The organism is Nocardia sp. NPDC019395, assembly GCF_040632335.1.
In the GTDB taxonomy this organism is placed as follows: domain Bacteria; phylum Actinomycetota; class Actinomycetes; order Mycobacteriales; family Mycobacteriaceae; genus Nocardia.
Map to the genome: position 1 here is coordinate 261,791 of NZ_JBEYBT010000004.1, position 22,477 is coordinate 284,267.

The 22,477-nt window shown below is 68.1% G+C and carries 21 protein-coding genes; 11 read left to right on the forward strand and 10 right to left on the reverse strand.

Annotation, left to right across the window (positions count from 1 at the left end; translation table 11 throughout):
- Position 1 precedes the first annotated feature (1 nt).
- From ABZ827_RS14645 to ABZ827_RS14655, 3 genes are all read left to right on the forward strand, one after another.
- Positions 2–586 (forward strand): carboxymuconolactone decarboxylase family protein, encoded by a 585-nt coding sequence (locus ABZ827_RS14645; protein ID WP_357237104.1) that lies wholly within the window; start codon positions 2–4, stop codon positions 584–586.
- A gap of 93 nt (positions 587–679) precedes the next feature.
- The gene (locus tag ABZ827_RS14650; RefSeq protein WP_357237106.1) at positions 680–1,081 is read left to right on the forward strand and encodes a DUF427 domain-containing protein; all 402 of its coding nucleotides are present in this window, start codon (positions 680–682) and stop codon (positions 1,079–1,081) included.
- Entirely contained in the window at positions 1,078–1,980 is a 903-nt protein-coding gene (locus ABZ827_RS14655; RefSeq protein WP_357237108.1) for an acyl-CoA thioesterase domain-containing protein, read from the forward strand. Before ABZ827_RS14650 ends, ABZ827_RS14655 begins: the two co-directional genes overlap by 4 nt.
- Before the next feature lies 1 nt (position 1,981).
- Here the strand turns inward: ABZ827_RS14655 and ABZ827_RS14660 are convergent, their stop codons facing one another.
- The 8 genes from ABZ827_RS14660 to aztB form a co-directional block, all read right to left on the reverse strand.
- Complete coding sequence (locus tag ABZ827_RS14660) at positions 1,982–2,749, reverse strand: GntR family transcriptional regulator (RefSeq protein WP_357237110.1); 768 nt, start codon at positions 2,747–2,749, stop codon at positions 1,982–1,984.
- A gap of 164 nt (positions 2,750–2,913) precedes the next feature.
- On the reverse strand, positions 2,914–3,453 hold the full coding sequence (locus ABZ827_RS14665) for a DUF1990 domain-containing protein (protein ID WP_357237111.1): 540 nt from the start codon (positions 3,451–3,453) through the stop codon (positions 2,914–2,916).
- 121 nt (positions 3,454–3,574) lie between these two features.
- Positions 3,575–4,942 (reverse strand): TerD family protein, encoded by a 1,368-nt coding sequence (locus ABZ827_RS14670; protein ID WP_357237113.1) that lies wholly within the window; start codon positions 4,940–4,942, stop codon positions 3,575–3,577.
- 102 nt (positions 4,943–5,044) lie between these two features.
- Positions 5,045–5,539, reverse strand: coding sequence for a DUF4396 domain-containing protein (locus ABZ827_RS14675; protein ID WP_357237114.1), 495 nt, complete (start codon positions 5,537–5,539; stop codon positions 5,045–5,047).
- Positions 5,540–5,547: 8 nt separating this feature from the next.
- Positions 5,548–6,021 (reverse strand): hypothetical protein, encoded by a 474-nt coding sequence (locus ABZ827_RS14680; protein WP_357237116.1) that lies wholly within the window; start codon positions 6,019–6,021, stop codon positions 5,548–5,550.
- 159 nt (positions 6,022–6,180) lie between these two features.
- Positions 6,181–7,335 carry a zinc metallochaperone AztD gene (gene aztD, locus ABZ827_RS14685; protein ID WP_357237118.1) on the reverse strand — a complete coding sequence of 385 codons (1,155 nt, stop codon included), beginning with the start codon at positions 7,333–7,335 and terminating at the stop codon, positions 6,181–6,183.
- A gap of 59 nt (positions 7,336–7,394) precedes the next feature.
- Entirely contained in the window at positions 7,395–8,312 is a 918-nt protein-coding gene (aztC, locus tag ABZ827_RS14690) for a zinc ABC transporter substrate-binding protein AztC (RefSeq protein ID WP_357237120.1), read from the reverse strand.
- Complete coding sequence (aztB, locus tag ABZ827_RS14695; protein ID WP_357237122.1) at positions 8,309–10,567, reverse strand: zinc ABC transporter permease AztB; 2,259 nt, start codon at positions 10,565–10,567, stop codon at positions 8,309–8,311. Before aztB ends, aztC begins: the two co-directional genes overlap by 4 nt.
- A 59-nt stretch (positions 10,568–10,626) precedes the next feature.
- Here aztB and aztA point away from each other — a divergent pair, with 59 nt between their 5' ends.
- From aztA to ABZ827_RS14730, 7 genes are all read left to right on the forward strand, one after another.
- Positions 10,627–11,301, forward strand: coding sequence for a zinc ABC transporter ATP-binding protein AztA (gene aztA / locus ABZ827_RS14700; RefSeq protein ID WP_357237123.1), 675 nt, complete (start codon positions 10,627–10,629; stop codon positions 11,299–11,301).
- A 230-nt stretch (positions 11,302–11,531) separates the two neighbouring features.
- A complete protein-coding gene (locus ABZ827_RS14705) occupies positions 11,532–12,959 on the forward strand; it encodes an ATP-binding protein (protein ID WP_357237125.1) in 1,428 nt (475 codons plus the stop codon).
- 171 nt (positions 12,960–13,130) lie between these two features.
- On the forward strand, positions 13,131–13,427 hold the full coding sequence (locus tag ABZ827_RS14710; protein ID WP_357237127.1) for a DUF6285 domain-containing protein: 297 nt from the start codon (positions 13,131–13,133) through the stop codon (positions 13,425–13,427).
- Positions 13,424–14,449 (forward strand): phosphotransferase family protein, encoded by a 1,026-nt coding sequence (locus ABZ827_RS14715; protein ID WP_357237128.1) that lies wholly within the window; start codon positions 13,424–13,426, stop codon positions 14,447–14,449. Before ABZ827_RS14710 ends, ABZ827_RS14715 begins: the two co-directional genes overlap by 4 nt.
- 8 nt (positions 14,450–14,457) lie before the next feature.
- Positions 14,458–15,744, forward strand: a complete 1,287-nt coding sequence (locus ABZ827_RS14720) for an acyl-CoA dehydrogenase family protein (RefSeq protein ID WP_357237130.1) — start codon at positions 14,458–14,460, stop codon at positions 15,742–15,744.
- A gap of 138 nt (positions 15,745–15,882) precedes the next feature.
- Entirely contained in the window at positions 15,883–19,224 is a 3,342-nt protein-coding gene (locus tag ABZ827_RS14725; protein WP_357237132.1) for a carboxyl transferase domain-containing protein, read from the forward strand.
- A 13-nt stretch (positions 19,225–19,237) separates the two neighbouring features.
- Positions 19,238–20,032, forward strand: coding sequence for a crotonase/enoyl-CoA hydratase family protein (locus ABZ827_RS14730; RefSeq protein ID WP_357237134.1), 795 nt, complete (start codon positions 19,238–19,240; stop codon positions 20,030–20,032).
- Here the strand turns inward: ABZ827_RS14730 and ABZ827_RS14735 are convergent.
- A complete protein-coding gene (locus ABZ827_RS14735) occupies positions 19,997–20,602 on the reverse strand; it encodes a TetR/AcrR family transcriptional regulator (protein WP_357237136.1) in 606 nt (201 codons plus the stop codon). The two genes, ABZ827_RS14730 and ABZ827_RS14735, sit on opposite strands and share 36 nt — an antisense overlap.
- A 53-nt stretch (positions 20,603–20,655) precedes the next feature.
- Between ABZ827_RS14735 and ABZ827_RS14740 the strand changes: the two genes are divergently transcribed.
- Positions 20,656–21,507, forward strand: coding sequence for an alpha/beta fold hydrolase (locus tag ABZ827_RS14740; protein WP_357237138.1), 852 nt, complete (start codon positions 20,656–20,658; stop codon positions 21,505–21,507).
- 39 nt (positions 21,508–21,546) lie between these two features.
- On the opposite strand, the gene ABZ827_RS14745 is transcribed toward ABZ827_RS14740, so the two are convergent.
- On the reverse strand, positions 21,547–22,473 hold the full coding sequence (locus ABZ827_RS14745; RefSeq protein ID WP_357237140.1) for an LLM class flavin-dependent oxidoreductase: 927 nt from the start codon (positions 22,471–22,473) through the stop codon (positions 21,547–21,549).
- Positions 22,474–22,477: the final 4 nt, after the last annotated feature.

Here is a 22,477-nt window from a genome sequence, read left to right on the forward strand (position 1 = left end):
TATGGAGCGGATACCCCCGCTGAAACCCGCGGAATGGTCGGCGGAACTGCGCGCGTTCTTCGCCGATTTCCGGTCTCAGGTGCACCACGGCGGCCCCGCGCCCGCCAATACGAAGTCGGGAACCAATCTGCTCGGGACTCTCGCCCGGTACCCCGCGTTCACCATGGCGTTCCTCCCGTTCAACGGACACCTGCTCTACGGCGGCAAACTGTCCGACAGGCAGCGTGAGATGCTGATCCTGCGAGTAGCGCACCTCTGGGAGAGCGACTACGAATGGGCCCAGCACGCGGTGCTCGGTGGAAATGTGGGACTGTCCGACGAGGAGATCCGCCGGATCGCCGCGGGCCCGGACGCGACCGGATGGACACCGCTCGAGGCGGCGTTGCTGCGGGCGGCCGACGAGCTGCGGGAAGCGGGCACGGTCGGGGAGGACACCTGGCAGGCGCTGGCGGGCGACTTCGACGAACAGCAGATGATGGATATCGTCTTCACCGTGGGTACGTACGCGATGCTGGCCATGGCGATGCGTTCGTTCGGGGTCCGGCCGGACCCCGATATCGAGGCGTACCTTCCCGTACGACAGTGAGATCGGTGAATCGCCCGGCAGATCGTGCTCACGCCGGGCGGTTCGGTCTCGAGCAACAGCCGAGATTCGGCGCAGCGATGTTCGGAGCAGCAAATGAACGAAGAGGCCGTACCCTCCGGGTATCGGGATCACCCCGACTACCGGGTGGACCTGCTCGCCCGCACCAATACGTTCACGGCGACACTCGCCGGCCGGGAACTGGCGACCAGCGACGCGTGTCTGCTGGTGGACGAACAGGATCACGGCCTGGTGGTGTACTTCCCGCCGGACGCGGTCAACCTGGAACTGCTCGAATCGGTCGAACTGCATACGGTCTGCCCGTTCAAAGGGCAGGCGTCGTATTGGACGCTGCCCCGCAGTGATCGCCCGTGGATCGCCTGGACCTATCCGAAGCCGCATCCGCCGGTCGCCCGGCTGGCCGGGTATATCGCGTTCGACCAGAGCGTCGTCCAGGTGGTGCTCGGAAGCGGCCGGTACACGGGGGTGCGGTCATGAGCGCCGCGGACCTGCCGGATTTCGGGGCCGAGCCCGAATCCTCGATGGCGCGGATGGTGGAGATCTTCGATGTCCGGCCCGACCCGGTGGTTCCGGCGCGCTACCTCGGCGACAGTGACGGCGGTACCCGGCGGGTGGTCGACGGCAGTCAGATTCTCGGGCAGAGCATCGTCGCCGCCGCCAAGGCGCTGCCCGGCCGTACGGTGCGGACCGCGCACGCGCTGTTCGTCTCCGCCGCCGACCCCGATATCCCGCTGGACTTCACCGTCACCCCGATCAAGACCGGCCGCAGTTTCGCCAGTGCCACCGTGACGGTCCGCCAGGAGCTGAAGGTGCGCACGAGTTGCACTGTGCTGCTGGACAATCCACAACCCGACCTGATCCGCAGCGACGAACCGGCCGGATTGCCGGTGGCCGGTCCCGACGACGCCGTTCCGGCCGCCGCCCTGCCCCTGCCGGGCCGGGAGGTCCGCATCGTCGGTAGCACCGATATCAACGACCCGGGCGAAGTGGGCCCGCCGGTGGTGGACGCATGGCTGCGCTACGACGAGGTTCCGGCGCGCGACGAACTGCACCGTGCCGTCCTCGCTCATTTCACCGGCCATCTCGGCATCTCCACCGCGTTGCGGCCGCATCCCGGAATCGGCACCGCCCAGGCCCATCACACCCTGTCGACAGCGCCGATGGGTATCTCCGTCACCTTCCACGACCCCGTGAAATGGGACGGCTGGTTGCGCTATCACCATGAGGCGACCTACGTGGGAGCGGGTACCGCGTATATCCGCGGTCAGGTCAGCACCGAGGGTGGCAGGTTGATCGCGTCGTTCACCCAGGACGCGATGATCCGTGCGTTCGATCCGGGCCCGGTCACCGAGATGCCGAGCGAGGCTCGACTCTAGATCAGCGGCGGATCCCCTGGGCGCCGCGTATCGCCTGCTGGGCCATGGTGGACGACGCGTTCACGATACCGTCGTCGAAACGGTTCAGCAGTAGCGCCTGGGTCGCCGCCAGATGCGCGCAGGCCATATGTTCGGCGGCCGAGGCCTGGCCGGAGGCGATATCGTCGACGATCTTCTGATGGGTCCGCACCGCGGCCCGCGCCTGTTCCGCCGACGGATACTCGCCGCGGCCGGTCAACGCTTCGGCCCACGCCTCTTCCTGCGCCGACCACAGCGCGACCAGGCTGCTCACCACATAGCGGACCGTGGCGTTCGGCGTGAACGACACCACCATGTCGTGGAATTCGCGCGCGGTCTGGGTGAAGGCGACCCCGTCATCCACCAGATCCCGCGATTTCTCGATGTTCTCGGTGAGTGCGGGCACCACGACCTCGAGGCGATCCTCGCGCCGGGCGCATTCGGCCGCGCACATCGGTTCGAGCATCTGCAGGCCGGAGGCCAGATCGCGGAGCGTCACCCGCCCACCCTGCAGGGCGAGCCCGAGATGATATGCCGCCGAGGTCTCGTCGGGCCGGTGCACTTCCGCGCCGCCCACATTTCCGCGGCGCACGGTGACCAGACCCTCGGTTTCCAGAATGCGGATGGCCTCGCGGATCGAGGGATAGGAGACACCGAATTCCTGCACCAGTTGATCCTGGGTCGGGAGGCGGTAATCGTCGGTGCCGTTGAGGATCCGCGTGCGCAATTCCGCCGCAACGGTCTGTGCCACCCGATGCTGGGTAACCCGTCCCCGCCGGGGGGCCGTCACAGCAGCCGCTTACGGCCGGAAATGTGCACCATAGCCGCGAGTTTATAGCGAAACCACTAGTTCATCAATAATTGCAATATTTGAAAGGACAGCGGGGTTGTGTCGGCGCGCGGTCCGGGCCGGAATCACCGTACGGGCGGCGCATCGTCGGGGGTGCGGCGCAAAACCGCGAGGTACCCTTCGGCGGCGAGGCGTTGAAACCCGCGGGCCACCGGTCCGCCGAGCCGGGTGTACCAGGTGGCGGGCCGGGAGAACGCGGTGACCACGCCGTACACCGCGTCCGTAGCACGGTCGTACTCGACAGCGAACAGCTCCTCGCCGGATTCGGGATGTCCCGGCAAGGTGCCGTAGGCGAAGCCGCGGCGATCGTCCTCGTCGACGACGTAGACCACCCGGCACGGCGCGATCAGGCCGAGCCGGCCGATACCGAGCCGAACCCGGACACCGGTCCCCGGTTCCGCCCGGGGCGTTTCCGCGCCGGCGAGCAACCGCAGGCCGCGCTGCATCCGGTAGGCGAGGACGGCGTCGCCGAACCGCCGGAACTCGGTGCGGCCGTGGCCCAGCCGGCGCCGCAGGCGGAGATGGTGATAGCCGTCGGGCAATTCGCCACGGGTAGCGCCGACCTCCGCATAGGTGAAGGGCGGGTATTCGGCGGAATCTGTCACGGCACAATCCTCTCGCGTCACCGATCTCACCCGGTGGTCAGGGCATCACGGGCCGCTCAGGCGAGACGGTGCACGGCCGGCCAACGGCGGCCGGACCGATCACTCGCAAAGCTCCCGCGACTCACGTTCGGTCGGCTTTGAACTGGTTCACCGGGCCCTTGTCCATCCGCACCTCCACCTGCCCGTCGGGCTGCAGCGTGACGGCCGGCCGGTGTTCGGAGAAGCGACGGCTGTAAAGCTCCAGGCGTTCGATGAGGACACCTTCGGGCCGGTTGTAGACGATCCCCGGGACACAGGTGAAGATCCAGCTCGACTTCTTCGCCTGGTCGGCCGGGATGGTCACCGTATCCGCCCCGCTCTCGATGGACAGCGTCACGCGGTATTTGTGGAACGAACCGGTCCCGTTGTTGATCGCCGAATACGCCACCGGGACCACGGCCACGATCTCGGGCGACAACCGCACCTCGATGATCTCCTCGGTCTGCCCGCCGCCGCGCTGGATATCGCCCCGGCCGCGGTCACCGAGATGGCGCACCAGATCGCCGTGCTGTGGATTCGCCGGGATCCCGGCGGCCGGGAAAGTGGCCACATGTACGACCTTTCCGCCCGTCAGGACCACCAGGGCATAGGCCTCGTAGTCGGTACCGCTGGCCCACGCCACCCGCAGCCGGACGAGCGGGGACTTCTCCAGGAGCACCGGTCCGGCGCCCTTGGTGAGGGTTACGGCGCCCTTGCTGAAGTTCACCCCGGGCTGGGGCCGGGGAACGGACACCGGAGCCGGCGGCACCGCAGATCCGGCCGGTGGGCTGCCTGCCGCCGGAGCGGGCGGATACCCCGCCGGTGCCGGTGGCGGATATCCGGGCGCGTTCGGTGGCGGATATCCCGGTGCGGACGAGAGGACCGGAGACCCGGGTGCCGGTGGTGGGGTGAACCCCTGATCGGCCGGAGGGGCGCCCGCGTCCGGTGCCGGCGCGGTGGGGGCGGCCGGCGGCGATGCCGGTGCGGTGGGTTCGCCGTCGACCGTGATACCGAAATCGGTGGCCAGTCCTGCCAATCCGGTCGCATATCCCTGGCCGATATTGCGCAGTTTCCATCCGCCCGCCCGCCGGTACACCTCCGCGAGTTGCACCGTGGTCTCCGCGGTCAGGCCGGTGATGGGCAGCTCGTAGGATCCGCCACCCTCTTCGGTGATCCGCACCGCGAGCGCGATCGTGCCGAACGATCCGGTATCCACCGACGCGGCGACCACCAGCCGGTGGCTGCCGGGGGTGACCGCGGACAGATCGATCGAGATCGCACCGTCCACCAGGCGTACCGCGCCATCCGGTGAGACCGGCTGGTTGTAGAAGACGAAATCGTCGTCGCCACCGACCTTTCCGTTCTCCCGCAGGCACAACACGGTGAGGTCGATTCCGGCCGGTGTCGCCGATATCTGTAACCGTCCGCCCCGTAATGCCGTATTCGCACCCTTACCGATTACCTCGGACATTCGCATCCCTGCCGTTCGTCGGATCGTCCACCAGCCTAGGGCGGGAAGGCCCGTGGGGGAGGTGTCCGGCAGTCGAACTCGCCAGGGGCCGGGGTCGTGGCGTCAGTGGTGGTGATACTCGTGGACGACCGCGTGCCCGAGCCCGCGGCCGATCATCCATTTGTTCACCGGCACTGTCACCACGAACGCGATCGCGAGCGAGAAGACCAGCGACCCCCAGAACAGCCAGTTGGCGAGCCCGGCGTCCAGTGCGCCCGGAACCACGACCATGATCAGGTTGTCCACCAGCTCCATGACCGCGATGGAGACGGTATCCGCGGCCAGCGCCACCCGCAGTGCCCGCCGCAGGCCGACACCGGCCCGGAGGACACCGCGCATGGTCAGCGCATAGCCGAACACAAACGCCAGCAGTACCGAGAGCACCACCGTCGCCGCGTTGTGCAGGCCCAGGGCGGTACCGATCACCATGCCGAGTACCTCACCGATCGCGCAGCCGGTGAGGCAGTGCAGGGTCGCCGATACCGCGGGCCGCCAACCGCCCGAGGTCTGGTGCGGTGACTGCTCTCCGGGCCGCGCGGACGGCTGGTGCGCAGACATTCCGCTGCTCACCGCAGCACGCTGTAGGTGGTGGCCAGGGTGAAACCGTGTGCGCCGGCCGCGCAGCTCACCGTGCCCTGGAAGCCGACGCCGCAGGTGGTGTTCTCCACCGTGATCCGATGGCCCTCGGGCAGCACCTGGGCGCCCGGCAAAGTGAACGTCGGTGCTTCGGCGGCGACGAAATGCGCCGGTTCCTCGATCGCGGTCCGCAGCTGGGTGGTCCGGGGCGGTGCGTCGATGGGAACCGCGTCACAGCCGGCCGGGCCGCCCATCCACAGGATGCCGCAGTGCCGGCCGTCGGGAGCGGTGAAGAAGACGGATTCGCCGTACCGGGGGTCGGGGTCGTGGTAGGACGCTGGATCCACCGGGGTGTAGCTGTTGAGGTCGTCGGACTGTGCCGCGGCGGTGCCGCCCCCGGATATCACGGCGGCGGCCACGGCCACGGCGCCGGCCCGGGCCGCCGAATACTTCCGGACGATCATGCTCGCTCCTCCCGGTCGGGTTTCACCCCGGCGACCTCGCCTGATCCCAGCTGTCCTGACATTGTGCACCCCGTGGGCAGCGTCGCAGCGCGGGGCGGCCCGGCCGGGTCGCCGGGTCCGCCCCGCGTGCCGTACCGCCGACCGGCGGCGGCGCGTAGATCAGGAGCTCACGCCGCTGATCTCGTTCGGGATCTCGGGCAGCGTCACCGACTGGGTCACCGCACCGGTCGCCAGGTCGATGCGGTGGAGCTGCTCGGTGGCCGGGTCGGATACGTAGGCGATGCCGCCACGCACGAACAGCGCCGGCCGCGGCTGCTGCCAGTCGATGGGTTCCTGCCACGGGTCCAGGACGTCGATGGTCCGGGTGACCGCGCCGGACTGCGGGTCGAGGATATGGATGGCACCGTCGGTGCCGAGTACCAGCGCCTCACCCTGCGGGCCCCGTGCCAGCGACCGGAAAGTGTAGCTCGTGCCCAGATCGACAAGCCGCATCGTCCCCTTCTCGGTATCGATCAACGAGATCTTCTCGGGGCGTTCCAGTTCCGCATGTTCATCGGTCTTGTAGTCGCCGAGCACGATCGGCGATACCTCGCTGCCGGCCTGGTTACCGATCCGGCCGTACGGATCCGGGCTCGTCACCTTGGTGAGTTTGCCGTCCCGGTAGACCAGCACGCCGTTCTCGCAACCGACAACCAGGGTGTCGCCCGCCGCTGTGGCCTCCCCGTGTACTCCGGGGCATTTCTCGTTGCGCGCGATCTCCGTGCGATCGGCGTCCAGGATCGCCAGTCCGGTCCGCTCCTCCGCGGTCCCGAGCGTGACGGCGAGCTCACCGCTCTCCAGTTCCACCGCGACCCCGTGATGCGGCTCGGCGGCTTGATATTCGCGCGTCTCCGGTTCGCCGCCGCCGAGATCGGCGGGATCGAAGGAGATCACCTTTCCGGTCCCGTCCGAGAACAGCACGGTACGCCCGGCATGGCGGACGACGTGGCCCGGTTTCGGTGCGGGGAATTCGATATCGGTGAACTGTGCCGTCACCGCGTCGAGAATCCGGAAACTGTCACCCGTCGAGACGACGATATGCCGGTCGTCGCCCGCCGGATTGACCCGGTTGAATCCGGACAGCTCCACGCCGCCGCCCGGGGCCAGGGTCGTTCCGTCCAAGACGTGGATACCGCCGTCATAGGTGACCGCCAGCGGTTCGGCGATCGTGGTCTCCGTGCCGGAATCATCGCCACCGCAGCCGCTCAACGCGACGACCGCGGTGAACAGACCGGACAGCGCGGCCGCCCGTTTCGTACCCGACCGATTGTGCATAACGCTCCCTCATCTTCTTCGTGCCGGCTGCGGCGGCGGAATATCGCAGCGGTGAGTGGCTACGCGGGCGCCAGGCCGTCCACCATCGCGGTGGTGTTGGCGCGCATCATTTCCAGGTAGGTGGCCGCGCCCCCGCCCGGCGCGGTCAGCGATTCCGAATACAGTCCGACGATGCGCACCTCGACACCGGCCTGTTCGGCGAGTGCCCGGGCGAGACGGTCGGGCCGGGCGGAATCGACGAAGATCGCGGGGACGCCGGTGGTGCGAACGGCCGTCGCCAGATCGGCGAGATCCGCGGCGCTCGGGGACGCCAGCGTGGTCCCGCCCGGGATCACCGCGCCTACCACCTCGAAGCCGAAACGTTCGGCGAGATAACCGAATACGTGATGATTGGTGACCAGCTTGCGACGATCGGCCGCGACGGTGGCGAACCGGTCGGACATCCACCCCCGCAAGACGTCCAATTCGGCGAGATACCGGTCGGCGTTCGCGCGTACGGCGGCCGCGTCGATATCCGGAACCGATTCGATCACCTGATCGCGGATCACCTGCACTGCCCGGTGGACACGCTGAGGGTCGGTCCAGAAATGCGGGTCCGGCGCGCCGGCGGCATCGCCGGAACGATAGGGGAGCGGGTCGATCCGGGGACCCACCGCGAGGGTTGTGACCCCGGCTTCGGCGGCCGTGGTCACATGACGAGCCAAACCTTCCTCGAGGCCCAGCCCGTTCTCGACGATGAGATCGGCGTCGTCCAGCACTGCCGCTTCCTGTGCGGAGAGTGCGAAGGAATGCGGATCCGAACCCGGCGGCATCAGGACGGTGACCGGGGCGGTGTCACCGACCACGGCCCGGGTGATATCGCCGAGGATATCGGTGGTCACCACGACCCCACCGCCGCCGGAATCGGAGATACCGCAGCCGGTCAGGGCGAGAACGCCGGCCAGGAGTGCGGCGCAGAGCCGGAGAGTGCTTGTCATCGGCCGGTCTCCACCATCAGATCGGGGTCGATATCGAGTGCGAAATCACGGGCTACTCGCAGGTTGTCGGCGTAGTCGATCTCGTGGATCTCCCGGGTGGCCGGGTCGTTGACGTAGGCGCGGTCGGTATCGACCAGCAGGATCGGCGGCGCAGCGGGGTCCACCGGCCCCGGCAGCACCCGGTTGTGGGCTGTCTCCACCCCGGTTTCCGGGTCGTAGGCGTGCAGCACACCGTCCGGGGTCAGGGCGAGGATCGCGGTGCCCGCGCCCGCCGTCGTCGCGGCGGTCACCGGGCCGGTGTCGATCGGCCGCCAGGACCGCCGTCCGATATCGAGAACCAGCACTCGCGCGTCCCGGACCGCGACCAGTACATCGCTGCCGGTCCGGTGGAAGAACTCCTCCGCACTCCCTGTCGTGCCGGGCGGGTACGGCAGTTTCTCGGCCGTGAACTCGTCGTCGCGTTCGGTCACCAGCAGGGCGCCGTCGGCGCAGGAGAACACCGCGCCCCGGCGGGTCACCGTATGTCCGCCGGGATCGGGGCAGACCGGTGTCAGCGTCCGCACCGGCTCGTCTTCGCGGCTGCGGACCTCGATCTGCTCCGAGCCGGGCGGTGCGACGAGCAGATGTCCACCGTAGGGAACGGAGGTACCGGGCACTACGGGTCCGGGTCGCAGCTCGCCCGCGTCGAGCGCGGTGCGGTCCGCCAGTGCGGTGCTTCCGGAGTCGAGGACCGCGGCCGCCACCTCGGTATCGCTGTGCGCGGACCGGACGACACCGTCGACGACGCCTATGCGACGCGGCTGCGCCCGGTAGTAGTGCACATGGTCGCCGTGGTCGACCACCCAACTGCCGCTGTCCACGACGGTGGTCTCCCGCCCGGCGGCGAAGTAGGCGTAACGCCCGTCCCCGGCGAGACCGGCGACACCCGGGACCTCGTCCAGGGTCGTAGTCTCCTCGGACACCAGATCCAGTAGCCGGACCGCACCCGAATCCCGGTCGGCGATCACCAGCCGCGGCTGGGCGCTCGCGCTCTCCTCGGCACCCTCGACGTATCCGTGCGGTACCGGCTCGGCCGGCTGTTCCTCGCTCCCGCAGGCGGCGACCGGCACCACCAGCAGCGCGGAGAGCGACGCACGCGCAACGGCTTTCCCACCCCACACCCGGGTCTTCCCGCGCCACCGCCGACGAGCACCGGAGCGGGAATCCTGAGCGCTGGAATCACCTGGCCCGGTGACGGCCGCACCGAGATCGCCTGCGCTGGAATCGCGTGCGGCGGAGTCATCGTTGCCGGTACGGCCCGCGCTGGAAGCGTGAGCGTCGCGTGTTGTGCCGGAACTGACTGTGCCGGAACCGTGTACGTCCGGGCCGGGTGCGCTGGAATTGTCCGTGCCGGGATCGCCTGCGCCGGGACCGGTTCCGGATCGCCCGGTACGGACCTGTACCGCGTTGCGAATTCGCGCTGCCAGGGCGGAAACGAAGAATATCGCGACCGCGATCGCGGCGATCGTCGCTCCTGCCGCGGTGCCCGCGTGCCAGGACACCAGCAGGCCCGCCACGGTGGAAAACGATCCGATTCCCGCTGCCAGCATCATGATCCGGGGGATCCGATGGGTGAAGTAGGTGGCCGCGGCCGGGGGAGCGACAAGAAGACCCAGGACGAGCAGCGTGCCGACGATATGGAACGACGCCGCGATCGCCAGCGTGAGCAATCCCAGCAGCGCGATCTGCGCGGCTCGTGGACGCAGTCCCAGCGTATGCGCGGTACGCGGATCGAAACTCAGCGCGACGAACGCGCGATGGCCCGCCACGGTGATCACCAGCGCGACCGCCAGGGCCGCCAGCAGGAATCCCAGATCCCGCGGCCGGGTGGCGAGAACATCGCCGAACAGGAATCCGGTCAGATCCACCGCGAACGATTGCGACCGTGATATCAGGATCACCCCGGTCGCGAGCATCCCCACGAACAGCAGCCCGATCCCGGTATCGGTCGACAGCCGGCGGTTACGGCTGAGTACCGAAACCCCGGCCGCCATGGCCGAGGCGCTGATCAACGCACCGAGCAGCAGATTCCCACCGAGCAGTGCGGCGGCGGCCACCCCGGGCAGCATGCCGTGCGCCATGGCTTCACCGAGGAACGCCATACCGCGCACCACGACCCAGGTCCCGGCGAGCGCACACAGGCACGAAACGAGCAGTCCACCCCAGAGGGCTCGTTGTACGAAGGACACCTCGAACGGGGTGATCAGCCAATCCATGATCGAAGACTGTAAACTGATAACGATTATCATTACAAGTATGTCGCGGGAGTCACAGCATGCGCACGGCCGATATCGAAATCACCGATCTGGCAGCGGGATACCCGGGAAACCCCGTGTTGTCCGAGGTCACCGCGATATTGCCGGGCGGCCGCGTGACCGCGCTGATGGGACCCAACGGCTCGGGTAAATCCACCCTGCTGGCGGTACTCGCCGGCATCCTCGCGCCGACAGCCGGATCGGTGTCCCGCCCTGGCGGCAGCCGCCCGGCCCTGGTCGTCCAGCAACAGGCCATACCACCGACCCTGCCGATCACCGCCGGCGAAACCGTCGCCATGGGACGCTGGGCGCAACGCGGCCTCTGGCGCCGCCTCACCCGCGCCGACCGGACGGTGGTGGCGGACTGCCTGGCGCGCATGGATATCGCCGACCTGTCCGAACGCAGACTCGACACTCTGTCGGGCGGCCAGCGGCAACGCGTCCTCCTGGCCCGCGCGCTTGCCCAGCAATCCGACCTCCTGCTGCTCGACGAACCGAGTATCGGGCTGGACACTGCCGCGCAGGAGGCCATCGGTGCCGCCGTGCGCGAAGCCGCGGCCGCCGGGATCACGGTCGTCCACGCCACTCATGACCGGGCCGATGTGCGGCACGCCGACCACTGTGTGCTGCTGCGCGGTGGTCGAATAGTGGCGGCGGGTGAACCCGAAGCTGTCCTCTCGGTCGGCCGCGGATGACCTGACCTGGTGGCGGCGTCGTCACGTAGTCTGCTGAACGGGTCCACGGCGGACCGGTGGGAGACGAGTTAGGGGTGGCATGAAGTATTTCAATACGACCGGTCCCTGTGACGCGGAGTGGCACTACATGCTTCCCTCGGTCGAGCGTCTACCCGAGGCGTGCAGGTACATAGCGCGTGGCCAGTATTTCGTGTTGCACGCCCCCCCGGCAGACCGGGAAGACCACCACGATGGCGGACCTCGCCCACCAGTTGACCGCGACGGGCGACTACGTGGCAGTAAGGTTCTCCTGCGAGATCGCGGAGCCGTTCGGGGACGATGTCGGCAGCGCGGAGCGGCTGGTTCTGGGCTCTGTTGCCCGGGCCGCCGAAGATGCGGGCGTCGAACTCGAGTTCCGGCCACCATCACCGTGGCCGGAGGCGGAACCCGGCTCGCGGATACTCACCGGACTTCGGGCGTGGGTACAACAATGCTCGAAGCCGCTGGTGCTTTTCTTCGACGAGATCGACGCACTCCAGGGTGCGAGCCTGGTGAGCGTATTGCGGCAGTTGCGCGACGGATATACCGGGAATCGGCGGGCGTTTGTGTACTCGGTGGTGTTGTGCGGGTTGCGGGACGTGCGCGATTACAAGACCGCCGCGGGCGGTGACCCGACCCGGTTGGGTACCTCTAGTCCGTTCAATATCAAGGTGGAATCGCTGCGGCTCGGGGACTTCACCCGCGCGGACGTCACCGAGTTGTACACGCAGCACACCAGGGAATCCGGGCAGGAATTCAGCGCGCCCGCGCTGGATCTCGCTTTCTATTACACCCAGGGGCAGCCGTGGCTGGTCAATGCACTTGCCGCGGAGGTGGTCGATCGGATGGGTGTACAGACCACCATCACCGATGACCACATCGATCAGGCGAAGGAACGATTGATCGTCGCGCGAGCCACTCACCTGGACTCATTGGTGGCCAAACTGCTCGAGCCGCGGGTGCACCGGGTGATCGAACCGTTGATCGCGGGTGCGAGTCCGGAAGCCGATCCGGAGTTCGACGATGCCGTCTCATATGTCGCCGATCTGGGTTTGGTCGCCCGGGACAAGCCTGTCCGGATCGCCAATCCGATCTACAAGGAGGTAATCCTCCGGGTGCTGGGTGCCGGTATCGAGCACAGCATCACCTCGGAACCCCATCAGTTCAGATTCGAAGACGGACGGCTGGATTTCGCGCGCCTCCTGACGGAATTCGCGGCGTTCTGGAAACTGAACGGGGAGGTCATGTCCGCGGAGCAGCGATATCACGAGGTGGCACCACAGCTGGTGCTGATGGCATTTATGCATCGAATTGTCAACGGCGGCGGCTATATCGATCGCGAATACGGTGTCGGCCGGGGGCGGATCGACCTGTTGATCCGGCAGCCGTACACGGATGCGGATGGCCGGCGGGCCGAGCAGCGGGAGGCGTTGGAGCTGAAAGTCTGGCGGGACAAGCGTGCGGACCCGTTGGCGGAAGGACTGGTTCAACTCGACGGTTACCTGGACCGGGTGGGTCTCGATACCGGTGTGCTGGTGATTTTCGACCGGCGGTCGACAGCTGAGCCGATAACCGAACGTACGCGGTTCAGCGAGGTCAGCTCGCCCGACGGCCGGGCGGTGACTCTCCTACGCACCTGAACCTCCACGGCCTTCGCTACGACCCCTGGTGCGACGATGAGAACATCCTCTACTGTTTGTCTCACCTCGTGCCCGTAGACGACAAGGAGGTCGGATCGTGGACTCCAGGCGGATGGCCGCGGAAACGCCCACCGTGTCCCGCGGCGCCGGAATCCATCGAGGAGAGTCGTAGTGCAGAACAGACCCACGGCAGCGGAGCTGCTGGAATCACTCGCGGAGCTGCTGGAGGAGACCCTGCTGCCGGCCCTGCCCCCCGATCTGCAGCATCGTGCGCGGGTCGGGGCGAATCTGGCCCGCATCCTGGGGCGGGAAGTCGAGCTCGGGCCCGCGGCGGCGGCACGGGAGAAGGAACTGCTCGAGGCGGTTCCGGCTGGTGACGAGGATGCGCTCTGGCAGGCATTGACCGAGGTCGTGCGGGCCGATCTGGCCATCGCCAAACCTGGTTACGACAGCTGGGAGGGCGAATGAGCGAGCCGGGCCCGGAGACGGTGGAGCGCGATCCCGCCCGTGGCCTCGCCGATTTCCTTTCCGGTGAATTCGGTGACCGGGCCACCATCTCCGATTTCCAGTTTCTCTCCGCCGGAGCGCGGCGCCGCAATATCGCCTTCACCGCCACCGTCGCGGACACTCCGCGTCGACTGGTGGCCACCATCGTGCCGCCCGCTGTCGAACTGATGCCCGTCGACGCGGAAGCCGGTGTCCGGGAACTCGCGCGGGCCGAGGGAGTACCGGTACCGGCCGTCGTCGCGACCTGCACCGACACCTCTTACGTCGGGGAACCGTTCCTCGTCTCCGAACATATCGACGGCGAAACCGTGCCCCGCCGGGTACTGCGCACCCTCGCCGCCGCCGGGACCGCGGAGTCGACCGCCCGGCAATGGGGCGCGGCCATGGCGAGGCTGCATCTCATCGACCCGGCGGCCGCACCGGATTCGGTCCCGGCGGCTGGGGCCGACCCCGCCGCCGAGCACCTCGCCGAAGTGGCGTCGGTGGTCGCGGAGCTGCTGCCCGACCGGCCCGTTTTCGCCCTCGCTCTGCGCTGGCTCGAGAAACGGCTGCCCGGCCCGCCGCCGCGGCCCGCGCTGGTCCACACCGATATGCGCAACGGCAACCTCATCGTCAGCGAGGAAGGGTTGCGGGCCGTCCTCGACTGGGAGGGGACCCAGCGATTCGGCGACCCCATGCGTGATGTCGCCTGGCCCGCCCTGCGCATGTGGCGGTTCCGGGAGGACGCCGCGGAATTCGGCGGGTTCGCCCACCGCGATACTTTCGTGGCCGGGTACGAGGATGCCGGCGGCACCTTCGACCTCGACCGCTTTCGCTGGTGGAAGGTTATGGGCACGCTCTACTGGGGCGCCGGGCTCGCCCAGCAGGCGGCGGCCCATCTGGACGGAACCGTCCGGGATATCGTCATGGCCGCCAGCGGGCGCCGTGTCTCGGAAATCGAATGGGATCTGCTCATGCAGATCCGCCCCCGCGTGAAAGCATAGGAGACACCGTGGATTTCGAGCTGCCCGCCGAACTGAGCGCGTATCTGAGCGAACTCGACGAATTCATCGAGCGTGAGATCGAACCTCTCGAACAGTCCGACGACAATATCCGGTTCTTCGACCACCGCCGCGAGGACGCCCGCACCGACTGGGATCGCGACGGCCTGCCCACCGCGGAATGGGAAGCGCTACTGGCCGAATCCCGCCGCCGCGCCGACGCCGCCGGTCATTACCGTTACGCCTTCCCGAAGGAATTCGGCGGCCGCGACGGCACCAATCTGGGTATGGCGGTGATCCGGGAACATCTCGCCCGGCGCGGCCTGGGCCTGCACTGCGATCTGCAGAACGAGCACGCCGTCGTCGCCAACAACGTCGGTTTGCTGCTGATGCTGGAATACGGCTCGGACGCACAGAAAGAACAATGGGTCGACGGCCTCGCCGCCGGTACCCGGTTCTTCGCCTTCGGTATCACCGAACCCGAACACGGCTCCGACGCCACCCATATGGAAACCACCGCTGTGCGCGACGGCGACGACTGGGTGATCAACGGAACCAAGACCTGGAACACCGGCGTGCATATCGCCGACGCCGACCTCATCTTCGCCCGCACCTCGGGTAAAGCCGGGGACGGTCGCGGTATCACGGCGTTCCTCGTGCCCACCGACACCGCCGGCTTCACGGTCGAGGAATACCTGTGGACCTTCAATATGCCCACCGACCACGCGCGGATATCGCTCACCGATGTCCGGGTACCGGACGCGGCGATCTTCGGGCAGGAGGGTCGCGGCCTGGCGGTTGTCCAGCATTTCTTCAACGAGAACCGCATCCGGCAGGCCGCGTCCAGCCTCGGCGCCGCGCAGTATTGTGTGGACCGCGCGGTGGCCTACGCGAACGAACGCAAACCGTTCGGAAAACCGCTGTCGTCGAACCAGGCCATCCAGTTCCAGCTCGTCGAACTGCATACCCAGTGCGAGATGCTGCGCGCGCTGGTACACAAGACCGCCTGGTCGATGGACAAATACGGCACGTTCGCGGTGTCGGAGCAGGTATCGATGTGCAACTACTGGGCCAACCGGCTCTGCTGCGAGGCCGCCGATCGGGCCATGCAGGTGCACGGCGGCCTCGGCTACTCCCGCTACACGCCGTTCGAGCATATCTACCGCCACCACCGCCGCTATCGCATCACCGAAGGCGCGGAGGAGATCCAGATGCGCCGAGTGGCCGGGTACCTGTTCGGATTCATGGACCGGGCCGCGGTGAAGGGTGTCGGTACGGGCGGGACCGGACAGAAATAGGTCCGGTCTGCCGGGGGCTGCGGCGCGGAGCGCGGCGTTCGGCCCGTCCGGCCACGGTGAAGGCCCGGTGCCGGGTTGTGCCCGGGTAGCGTCGGATGCGGCCCGCGGCGCCGGGCGGGAGTGGAGGTTCGAGGACCGATGAGCACAGAGCTGGGCAAGGTTCTGGTCGCCAACCGCGGCGAGATCGCCCTGCGAGTCTTTCGCGCCGCGCAGTCGCTGGGAATCGCGACCGTCGGAGTGCGGTCGCAGGACGACGAAGGTGCGCTGCACGCGGATCGCTGCGATGAACTGCTGGTGCTGCCCGGCACCGGGCCGGCCGCCTACCTCGATATCGATGCGCTCGTCGCGGCCGCGGCCGAATCGGGCGCGACAGCGATACATCCGGGCTACGGATTCCTTTCGGAAAGCCAGGATTTCGCGCGTGCCTGCCGGAAAGCGGAGATCACGTTCGTCGGCCCGGCGGCGGAAACGCTGGAGTTGTTCGGTGACAAGGGCCGCGCCCGGCGGCTGGCGATGGACCATGAGGTGCCGGTCCTGCCCGGCACCACCGGCCCGACCTCGCTGGCGGAGATGACCGACTTCCTGGCCGATCGGAACGCCCCGGTGATGGTGAAGGCGCTGGCCGGTGGCGGCGGGCGCGGCACCCGCGTGGTGCGCACCGCCGAGCAGTTACCGGAGGCGTTCGAGCAGTGCCGGGCCGAGGCGACGAGCGCCTTCGGCGTCGCGGACCTGTACATCGAACTATTGCTGAGCGAAGCCCGGCACCTGGAAGTTCAGGTGGTGGGCGACGGCACCGGGGCAGTGGTCCATCTCTGGGATCGCGACTGCACAGTGCAGCGCAGACAGCAGAAACTCGTGGAGATCGCACCGAGCACCGCTCTCGCCGATGACGCCCGTGCGCGGATGCTCGCCGCGGCGGTGCGACTGGCTCGTGCCGCCGGGTTGCACGGCGTGGCTACCGTGGAATTCCTCGCACTCCCCGACGGGACCTTCTACTTCCTCGAGGTGAACCCGCGGCTCCAGGTGGAGCACACCGTCACCGAAATGGTTACCGGGGTGGATCTGGTGCACACCCAGCTCCGTCTTGCCGCCGGCGCCACCCTCGCCGAACTCGGCCTGACCCAGGACACCGTCGCCGAACCGTCGGGCTGCGCGATCCAGGTCCGCGTGAACGCCGAAACCGTCCGGCTGGACGGCACACTCGCTCCCGCCGCGGGCACGCTCACCGGTTTCGAGTTACCCACCGGTGCCGGTATCCGGGTCGATACCGCGGGCCGCGCCGGCGCGCCGGTCAATCCCCGTTTCGACACCCTGCTCGCGAAGATCGTGGTGCACGACCGCGACGGATTCGCCGCCGCGCACCGGCTGGCGGGCCGCGCATTGCGGGAAACAGCCATCGCCGGGGTGCCCACCAATATCGCGTTCCAGCGCGCCGTACTCGCGGACCCGGTTTTCGCCACCCACGAATTCGATACGACCTGGGTCGACCGCAGTATCGCCCAGCTTGCCGCGCGGGCCAGGGAATTCGAACAGCTCGCAGCGGTGAACGGCCCCTCTATCCGAGGTGGTCCGGTGCGGAACACATCCGCCGGTTCCGGCCGGCCGCCGGCCGTCCCCGGCGCGCCGCCGGCCGGCACCGGGGACGATAGCGCGGTCCGGACCGGGACGGCCGGCGTCGTGGTCGCCATCGAGGTCGAACCGGGTACCGTCGTCGCCGCCGGTCGAACGGTGGCCGTGCTCGAGGCGATGAAAATGCACTACCCGGTATCCGCCGGTCGCGCCGGAACTGTCGATGCCGTCCTTGTCTCGGTCGGTGATTTCCTGGGCGAAGGGGAGATCCTCGCTCGGCTGAGTCCGGTCGCGGGTGCCGCCGAAGCCGACGCTGCCGCGGAATCCGTTGTCGCCCTGGACCATATCCGCCCCGACCTCGCCGCTCTCCGGGAACGTCGCGCCGCGCTCGACGACGAATCGCGGTCCGCGGCCGTGGCCAAGCGTCACCGCCTCGGTATGCGGACCGCGCGGGAGAACATCGCCGCGCTCACCGACGCCGGTCTGCTGGTCGAGTACGGCGGATTCGCCGTGGCCGCCCAGCGGGGCCGCCGCGACCTCGCCGACCTCGAGGCCCGGACCCCCGCCGACGGCATCATCACCGGTCTGGGCCGCGTCAACGGCGACCGTTTCGCCGCCGACCGCAGCACCTGTGCTGTGCTCGCCTACGACTACACGGTTCTGGCAGGCACCCAGGGCTATTTCAGCCACCAGAAGACCGACCGGCTGTTGCGACTCGCACGCACCAATGGTTATCCGGTCATCCTTTTCGCCGAAGGCGGCGGCGGGCGACCCAACGACAGCGATCCGCCGATGGTCGCGGGCCTGCACTATCCCACCTTCGCCGCGATGGGCGCGCTGAGCGGCGTCGTGCCGACCATCGGAATCGCCGCCGGTCGCTGCTTCGCCGGTAACGCGGCCCTGCTGGGTAGCTGCGATGTGGTCATCGCGACCGAGAACTCGACCATCGGCATGGCCGGACCGGCGATGATCGAGGGTGGTGGGCTCGGCGTTTTCGCCCCCGAAGAAGTCGGACCTATCGATATGCAGCGCCACAACGGCGTGGTGGATATCGTCGTCGCGGACGAAGCCGAAGCGACCGCGGTCGCACAGCGGTACCTGGCGTACTTCCAGGGTCCGCTACCGGCTGGTGAGGTTGCCGACCAGCGCGCGTTGCGGCATCTGGTCCCGGAGGATCGCAAACGTGTCTACGACATCCGCGCCGTACTCGACACGATTTTCGATATCGGCTCTGTTCTCGAACTCCGCCGGGATTTCGCCCCCACCGTGCTGACGGCGCTGGCCCGGATCGACGGTGCACCGGTCGGCGTCGTCGCCAACAACCCGGCCCTGTTCGGTGGCGCGATCGACGCGCCCGGCGCCGATAAGCTCGCCCGGTTCCTGCAACTCTGCGACGCATACGGTCTCCCTGTCGTATCACTCTGCGATACGCCGGGTTTCATGGTGGGACCGGACTCCGAACAGCAGGCCGCGGTCCGCCATTTCCCGCGCCTGTTCGTCCTCGGCGGTCACCTCACGGTACCTCTGGTGACGGTCGTCCTGCGTAAGGGATACGGACTCGGCGCTCTCGCGATGGCCGCGGGCGGGTTCCACAACACGAATATGATCGTTGCCTGGCCCACCGGCGAATTCGGTGGGATGGGTATCGAAGGCGCGGTGCACCTGGCGGCCCGGGATATGCTGGCCGCCATTCCTGATCCGGGCGAACGAGCCCGCCGGTTCGACGAGCTGGTGGCGCTGGCCTATCAGCACGGCAGCGCGATCAACACAGCCTCCCATCTGGAGATCGACGATGTGATCGACCCGGCCGCCACCCGCGATGTTCTCGCCGCGGCACTGCTCGCGCGATCGAGTCCGCCGCGCGACGGCTGGCGCAACAGCAAACGCAGCGTAGGTATCGATACCTGGTAGCAGAGGAGACCCCATGACCACACCACCGGTACGGATCGAACGCGACGGCCCGGTTTTCACGGTGATCCTCTCGCGCCCACAGGCCCGTAACGCGGTCGACGGCCCCACCGGCACCGCACTGTTCGACGCGTTCACCGAATTCGACAACGACGAATCGGCGTCGGTCGCCGTGCTGTGGGGTGAGGGCGGAACCTTCTGTGCCGGAGCCGATCTCAAGGCGATCGGCACCGAGCGATCCAATCCGCTGACGGCCGACGGCCGCGGTCCGATGGGGCCGACACGGATGCGTCTGGGCAAACCTGTTATCGCCGCGGTCGCCGGGCACGCCGTCGCCGGGGGCCTGGAACTGGCCATCTGGTGCGATCTGCGGGTCGCGGCCGAGGACGCGGTATTCGGTGTGTTCTGCCGCCGCTGGGGCGTTCCGCTCATCGACGGCGGAACAGTACGTCTGCCCCGGCTCATCGGCACCGGCCGGGCCATGGATATGGTGCTCACCGGCCGCCCCGTCGGTGCCGCGGACGCCCTGTCCATGGGGCTGGCCGATCGCGTCGTCCCTACCGGTACCGAACGCGCTGCCGCCGAACAACTCGCCGCCGAGATCGCCGGCTTCCCACAGACCTGCGCCCGTCAGGACAGGCTCTCGCTTCTGCAACAGCACGGCCTGACCGAAGAAGAGGCGCTGGCCAACGAATGGGAACACGGAATGATCTCGCTCACCGCCGATGCCGCGGCCGGTGCCCGTCGCTTCGCCGACGGCGCGGGCCGGGGCGGCTCATTCGCCGACCCGGACCCGCGGGGAAAGTTCTGACAGCCGCGCGCTCATCGCCCGGCCCGCGGCGTGTAGCGGGGCGGTGGAGCGCAGGGTCCGGCTGAGGACGAAAGCGCCTTCCAGGGCGGTGAGGACGCCGAGAATCAGTTCCCGGGCGGCTTCTCCGGACAGGCCGCGATCGACGAAATACGCGGTACCGTCCTCGATCCACGCTGTGATGATCTCCGCGGCCACCGTCCGCAATTCCGGTTCGGCATCGGCGATTTCGCCCGCGACGGTACCGACCGGGCACATATTGATCCACCCGGTCTGCTCGATCTGTTCGGCGGCCGTGGTGAAGGCCGCGGGGATCGCCTCGTGCAGGTCTCGATAGGGGTCGAGCAGGAGCGGGATCAGCTGTCCGTACGCGACGCCTGCATCGCGGAGGGCCGCTGCGGCGAGCTCCGGTTTTCCGCCCGGGAAATGGTGGTAGAGCGATCCCATCGGTGCGTTCGCGGCCGTACTGATCTGCTTGACGCTCGTCCCGCTGTAGCCGCGGGTGCGCAGGAGTTCGATCGTCGCGGTCACCAGCCGGGCCCGGGTGCCGGTGGTTGACAGGTTCTCGGTCATTGTTCCAGACTAGAGCAATCACTCTAGAGCGATCGCTCGAAAGGGGTCGGAGGATGCCGACAGTCGAACTGGCCGCAGGTCGGATGCACTATGTGGAACACGGCGAGGGGCCGCCCGTGGTGCTGCTGCACGGCCTGCTGATGAATCACACAGTGTGGGACCGGATCATCGGCCTGTTGCCGCCGGGATTCCGCTATATCCGGCCCGACCTCCCGCTGGGTGCGCATCCGATACCCCTCGAACCCGGTACGGACCTGAGCATGCGGGGCCTCAACCGCCTGGTCGCGGACTTCCTCGCGGCGCTGGACCTCGACGATGTCGTTCTCGTGCACAGTGATTGGGGCGGCGCGCTGTTCCTGACCGCCTACGGCCTCGACGACAGGGTGGGCCGGCTGGTCGCGCTCCCGTGCGAGGCGTTCGACAACTTCCCGCCCGGGCTACCCGGGAAAATGGCGACCGCCGCCTGCCGGATCCCCGGCGGGGTCTCCCTGGCGCTACGGCAACTACGCATCAGGTGGCTGCGCCGCTCCCCGTTGCTCTTCGGCTGGATGGCACGCTACCCGCTGCCCGACGACCTGGTGCGCGGCTGGACCGAACCGGGCCTGCGCGACGAACGTATCCGCCGCGACCTGCTCGCCTACGGTCGATCCGGCTTCCCCGCGAACGAGTTGATCGCACATACCGAGGCGCTGCGCGGGTTCCGCGGCGATGCGCTGATCCTGTGGTCGGCGGCGGGCAAGGTGATGCCCCGCGACCACGGCCGCCGTCTCGCGGAACTGATTCCCGCGGCCCGGCTGGTCGAGATCCCCGACGCCTACGTGCTCTCCATGCTGGACCAGCCGGAGGCGGTCGCATCCGCCATGTCGGAATTCCTCCTCACCGACCGCGCCGGAAGACTCGAATGAGCTGGGTCGATAGTGCCACTCGGGCCCGCGTTCCCGGGCTCAGCCGGGTAGCTGCGGCATGACCTCTGCCGCGAACAGTTCCATGGTCGTGGCCGCCTGTTTCGCTCCGACCATGAAGATGACCGAATCGATACCCTGTTCGGCCCGCTCGGCCAGCCGGTCGACCAGCATGGCCGGAGTGCCGACGTAACCCTCGTCGAGCGCGAACGCCTCGGCGCCGTAATGGCGTCGCGCTCTGGCCTGGACCTCGGGGAGTTCCCGGTCGTTCTCGGCGATCGCCAGGATCGCCTGATGGGAGCGGCGGATCGAGGCGGGGTCACGCTCGACGCGGAGGCATTCGGCGTCGAGCAACTCGGCCGACCGGCGATGGTCCGGCAGGCCGTAGGTGGGGATATTCCAGACATCGGCATAGCGCGCTACCAAGGGAAGCGTGTACTTCGGGCCGATACCTCCGATATGGATCGGCGGCCGGGGCGATTGCACCGGCCGGGGCAGATTGGCGATATCGCTCACCTGATAGTGCTTCCCGTCGAACGAGGTGCGCTCCCGCGCGAACATCGATGTGATGATCTCCAGCGCTTCACCCAGCCGTTCGGCCCGCTCCCCGGCCGAGCCCCAGGGCAGACCGGCCTGGAGGTGCTCGTCGCGGATCGATCCGCTGCCGAGCCCGAATTCGAGTCTGCCGCCGGAGATCACGTCCAGCGTGGTGGCCATCCGGCCCAGCACCACCGGATGCCGGAAGTTGTTGCACAACACCAGGGATCCGACCCGCAACGTCGTGGTTCCGGTGAGCAGCGCGGTCGCCGCGGTCCACGCTTCGAGGGACGGGTGCTCGGGCAGTCCGGGCGACCACAGATGGTCGAAGAGCCAGAAGTTGGCGAACCCGGTGCGTTCTGCCGTTCGCGCGAGGTCGAGCAGCGGTGCGTACTCCGGAACGATCTGCGGTATATAGATGCCCAACTCCACCGCA

Bases quoted from the DNA above. Each gene is read 5' to 3' on its own strand.
- ABZ827_RS14705 (WP_357237125.1), top strand. From the start codon at position 11,532: ATGGCGGACCTCGCCCACCAGTTGACCGCGACGGGCGACTACGTGGCA.
- ABZ827_RS14645 (WP_357237104.1), top strand. From the start codon at position 2: ATGGAGCGGATACCCCCGCTGAAACCCGCGGAATGGTCGGCGGAACTG.
- ABZ827_RS14715 (WP_357237128.1), top strand. From the start codon at position 13,424: ATGAGCGAGCCGGGCCCGGAGACGGTGGAGCGCGATCCCGCCCGTGGC.
- ABZ827_RS14680 (WP_357237116.1), bottom strand. From the start codon at position 6,021: ATGATCGTCCGGAAGTATTCGGCGGCCCGGGCCGGCGCCGTGGCCGTG.
- aztB (WP_357237122.1), bottom strand. From the start codon at position 10,567: ATGGATTGGCTGATCACCCCGTTCGAGGTGTCCTTCGTACAACGAGCC.
- ABZ827_RS14740 (WP_357237138.1), top strand. From the start codon at position 20,656: ATGCCGACAGTCGAACTGGCCGCAGGTCGGATGCACTATGTGGAACAC.
- aztC (WP_357237120.1), bottom strand. From the start codon at position 8,312: ATGACAAGCACTCTCCGGCTCTGCGCCGCACTCCTGGCCGGCGTTCTC.
- ABZ827_RS14655 (WP_357237108.1), top strand. From the start codon at position 1,078: ATGAGCGCCGCGGACCTGCCGGATTTCGGGGCCGAGCCCGAATCCTCG.
- aztD (WP_357237118.1), bottom strand. From the start codon at position 7,335: ATGCACAATCGGTCGGGTACGAAACGGGCGGCCGCGCTGTCCGGTCTG.
- ABZ827_RS14670 (WP_357237113.1), bottom strand. From the start codon at position 4,942: ATGTCCGAGGTAATCGGTAAGGGTGCGAATACGGCATTACGGGGCGGA.
- ABZ827_RS14675 (WP_357237114.1), bottom strand. From the start codon at position 5,539: ATGTCTGCGCACCAGCCGTCCGCGCGGCCCGGAGAGCAGTCACCGCAC.
- ABZ827_RS14730 (WP_357237134.1), top strand. From the start codon at position 19,238: ATGACCACACCACCGGTACGGATCGAACGCGACGGCCCGGTTTTCACG.
- aztA (WP_357237123.1), top strand. From the start codon at position 10,627: ATGCGCACGGCCGATATCGAAATCACCGATCTGGCAGCGGGATACCCG.
- ABZ827_RS14725 (WP_357237132.1), top strand. From the start codon at position 15,883: ATGAGCACAGAGCTGGGCAAGGTTCTGGTCGCCAACCGCGGCGAGATC.
- ABZ827_RS14735 (WP_357237136.1), bottom strand. From the start codon at position 20,602: ATGACCGAGAACCTGTCAACCACCGGCACCCGGGCCCGGCTGGTGACC.
- ABZ827_RS14650 (WP_357237106.1), top strand. From the start codon at position 680: ATGAACGAAGAGGCCGTACCCTCCGGGTATCGGGATCACCCCGACTAC.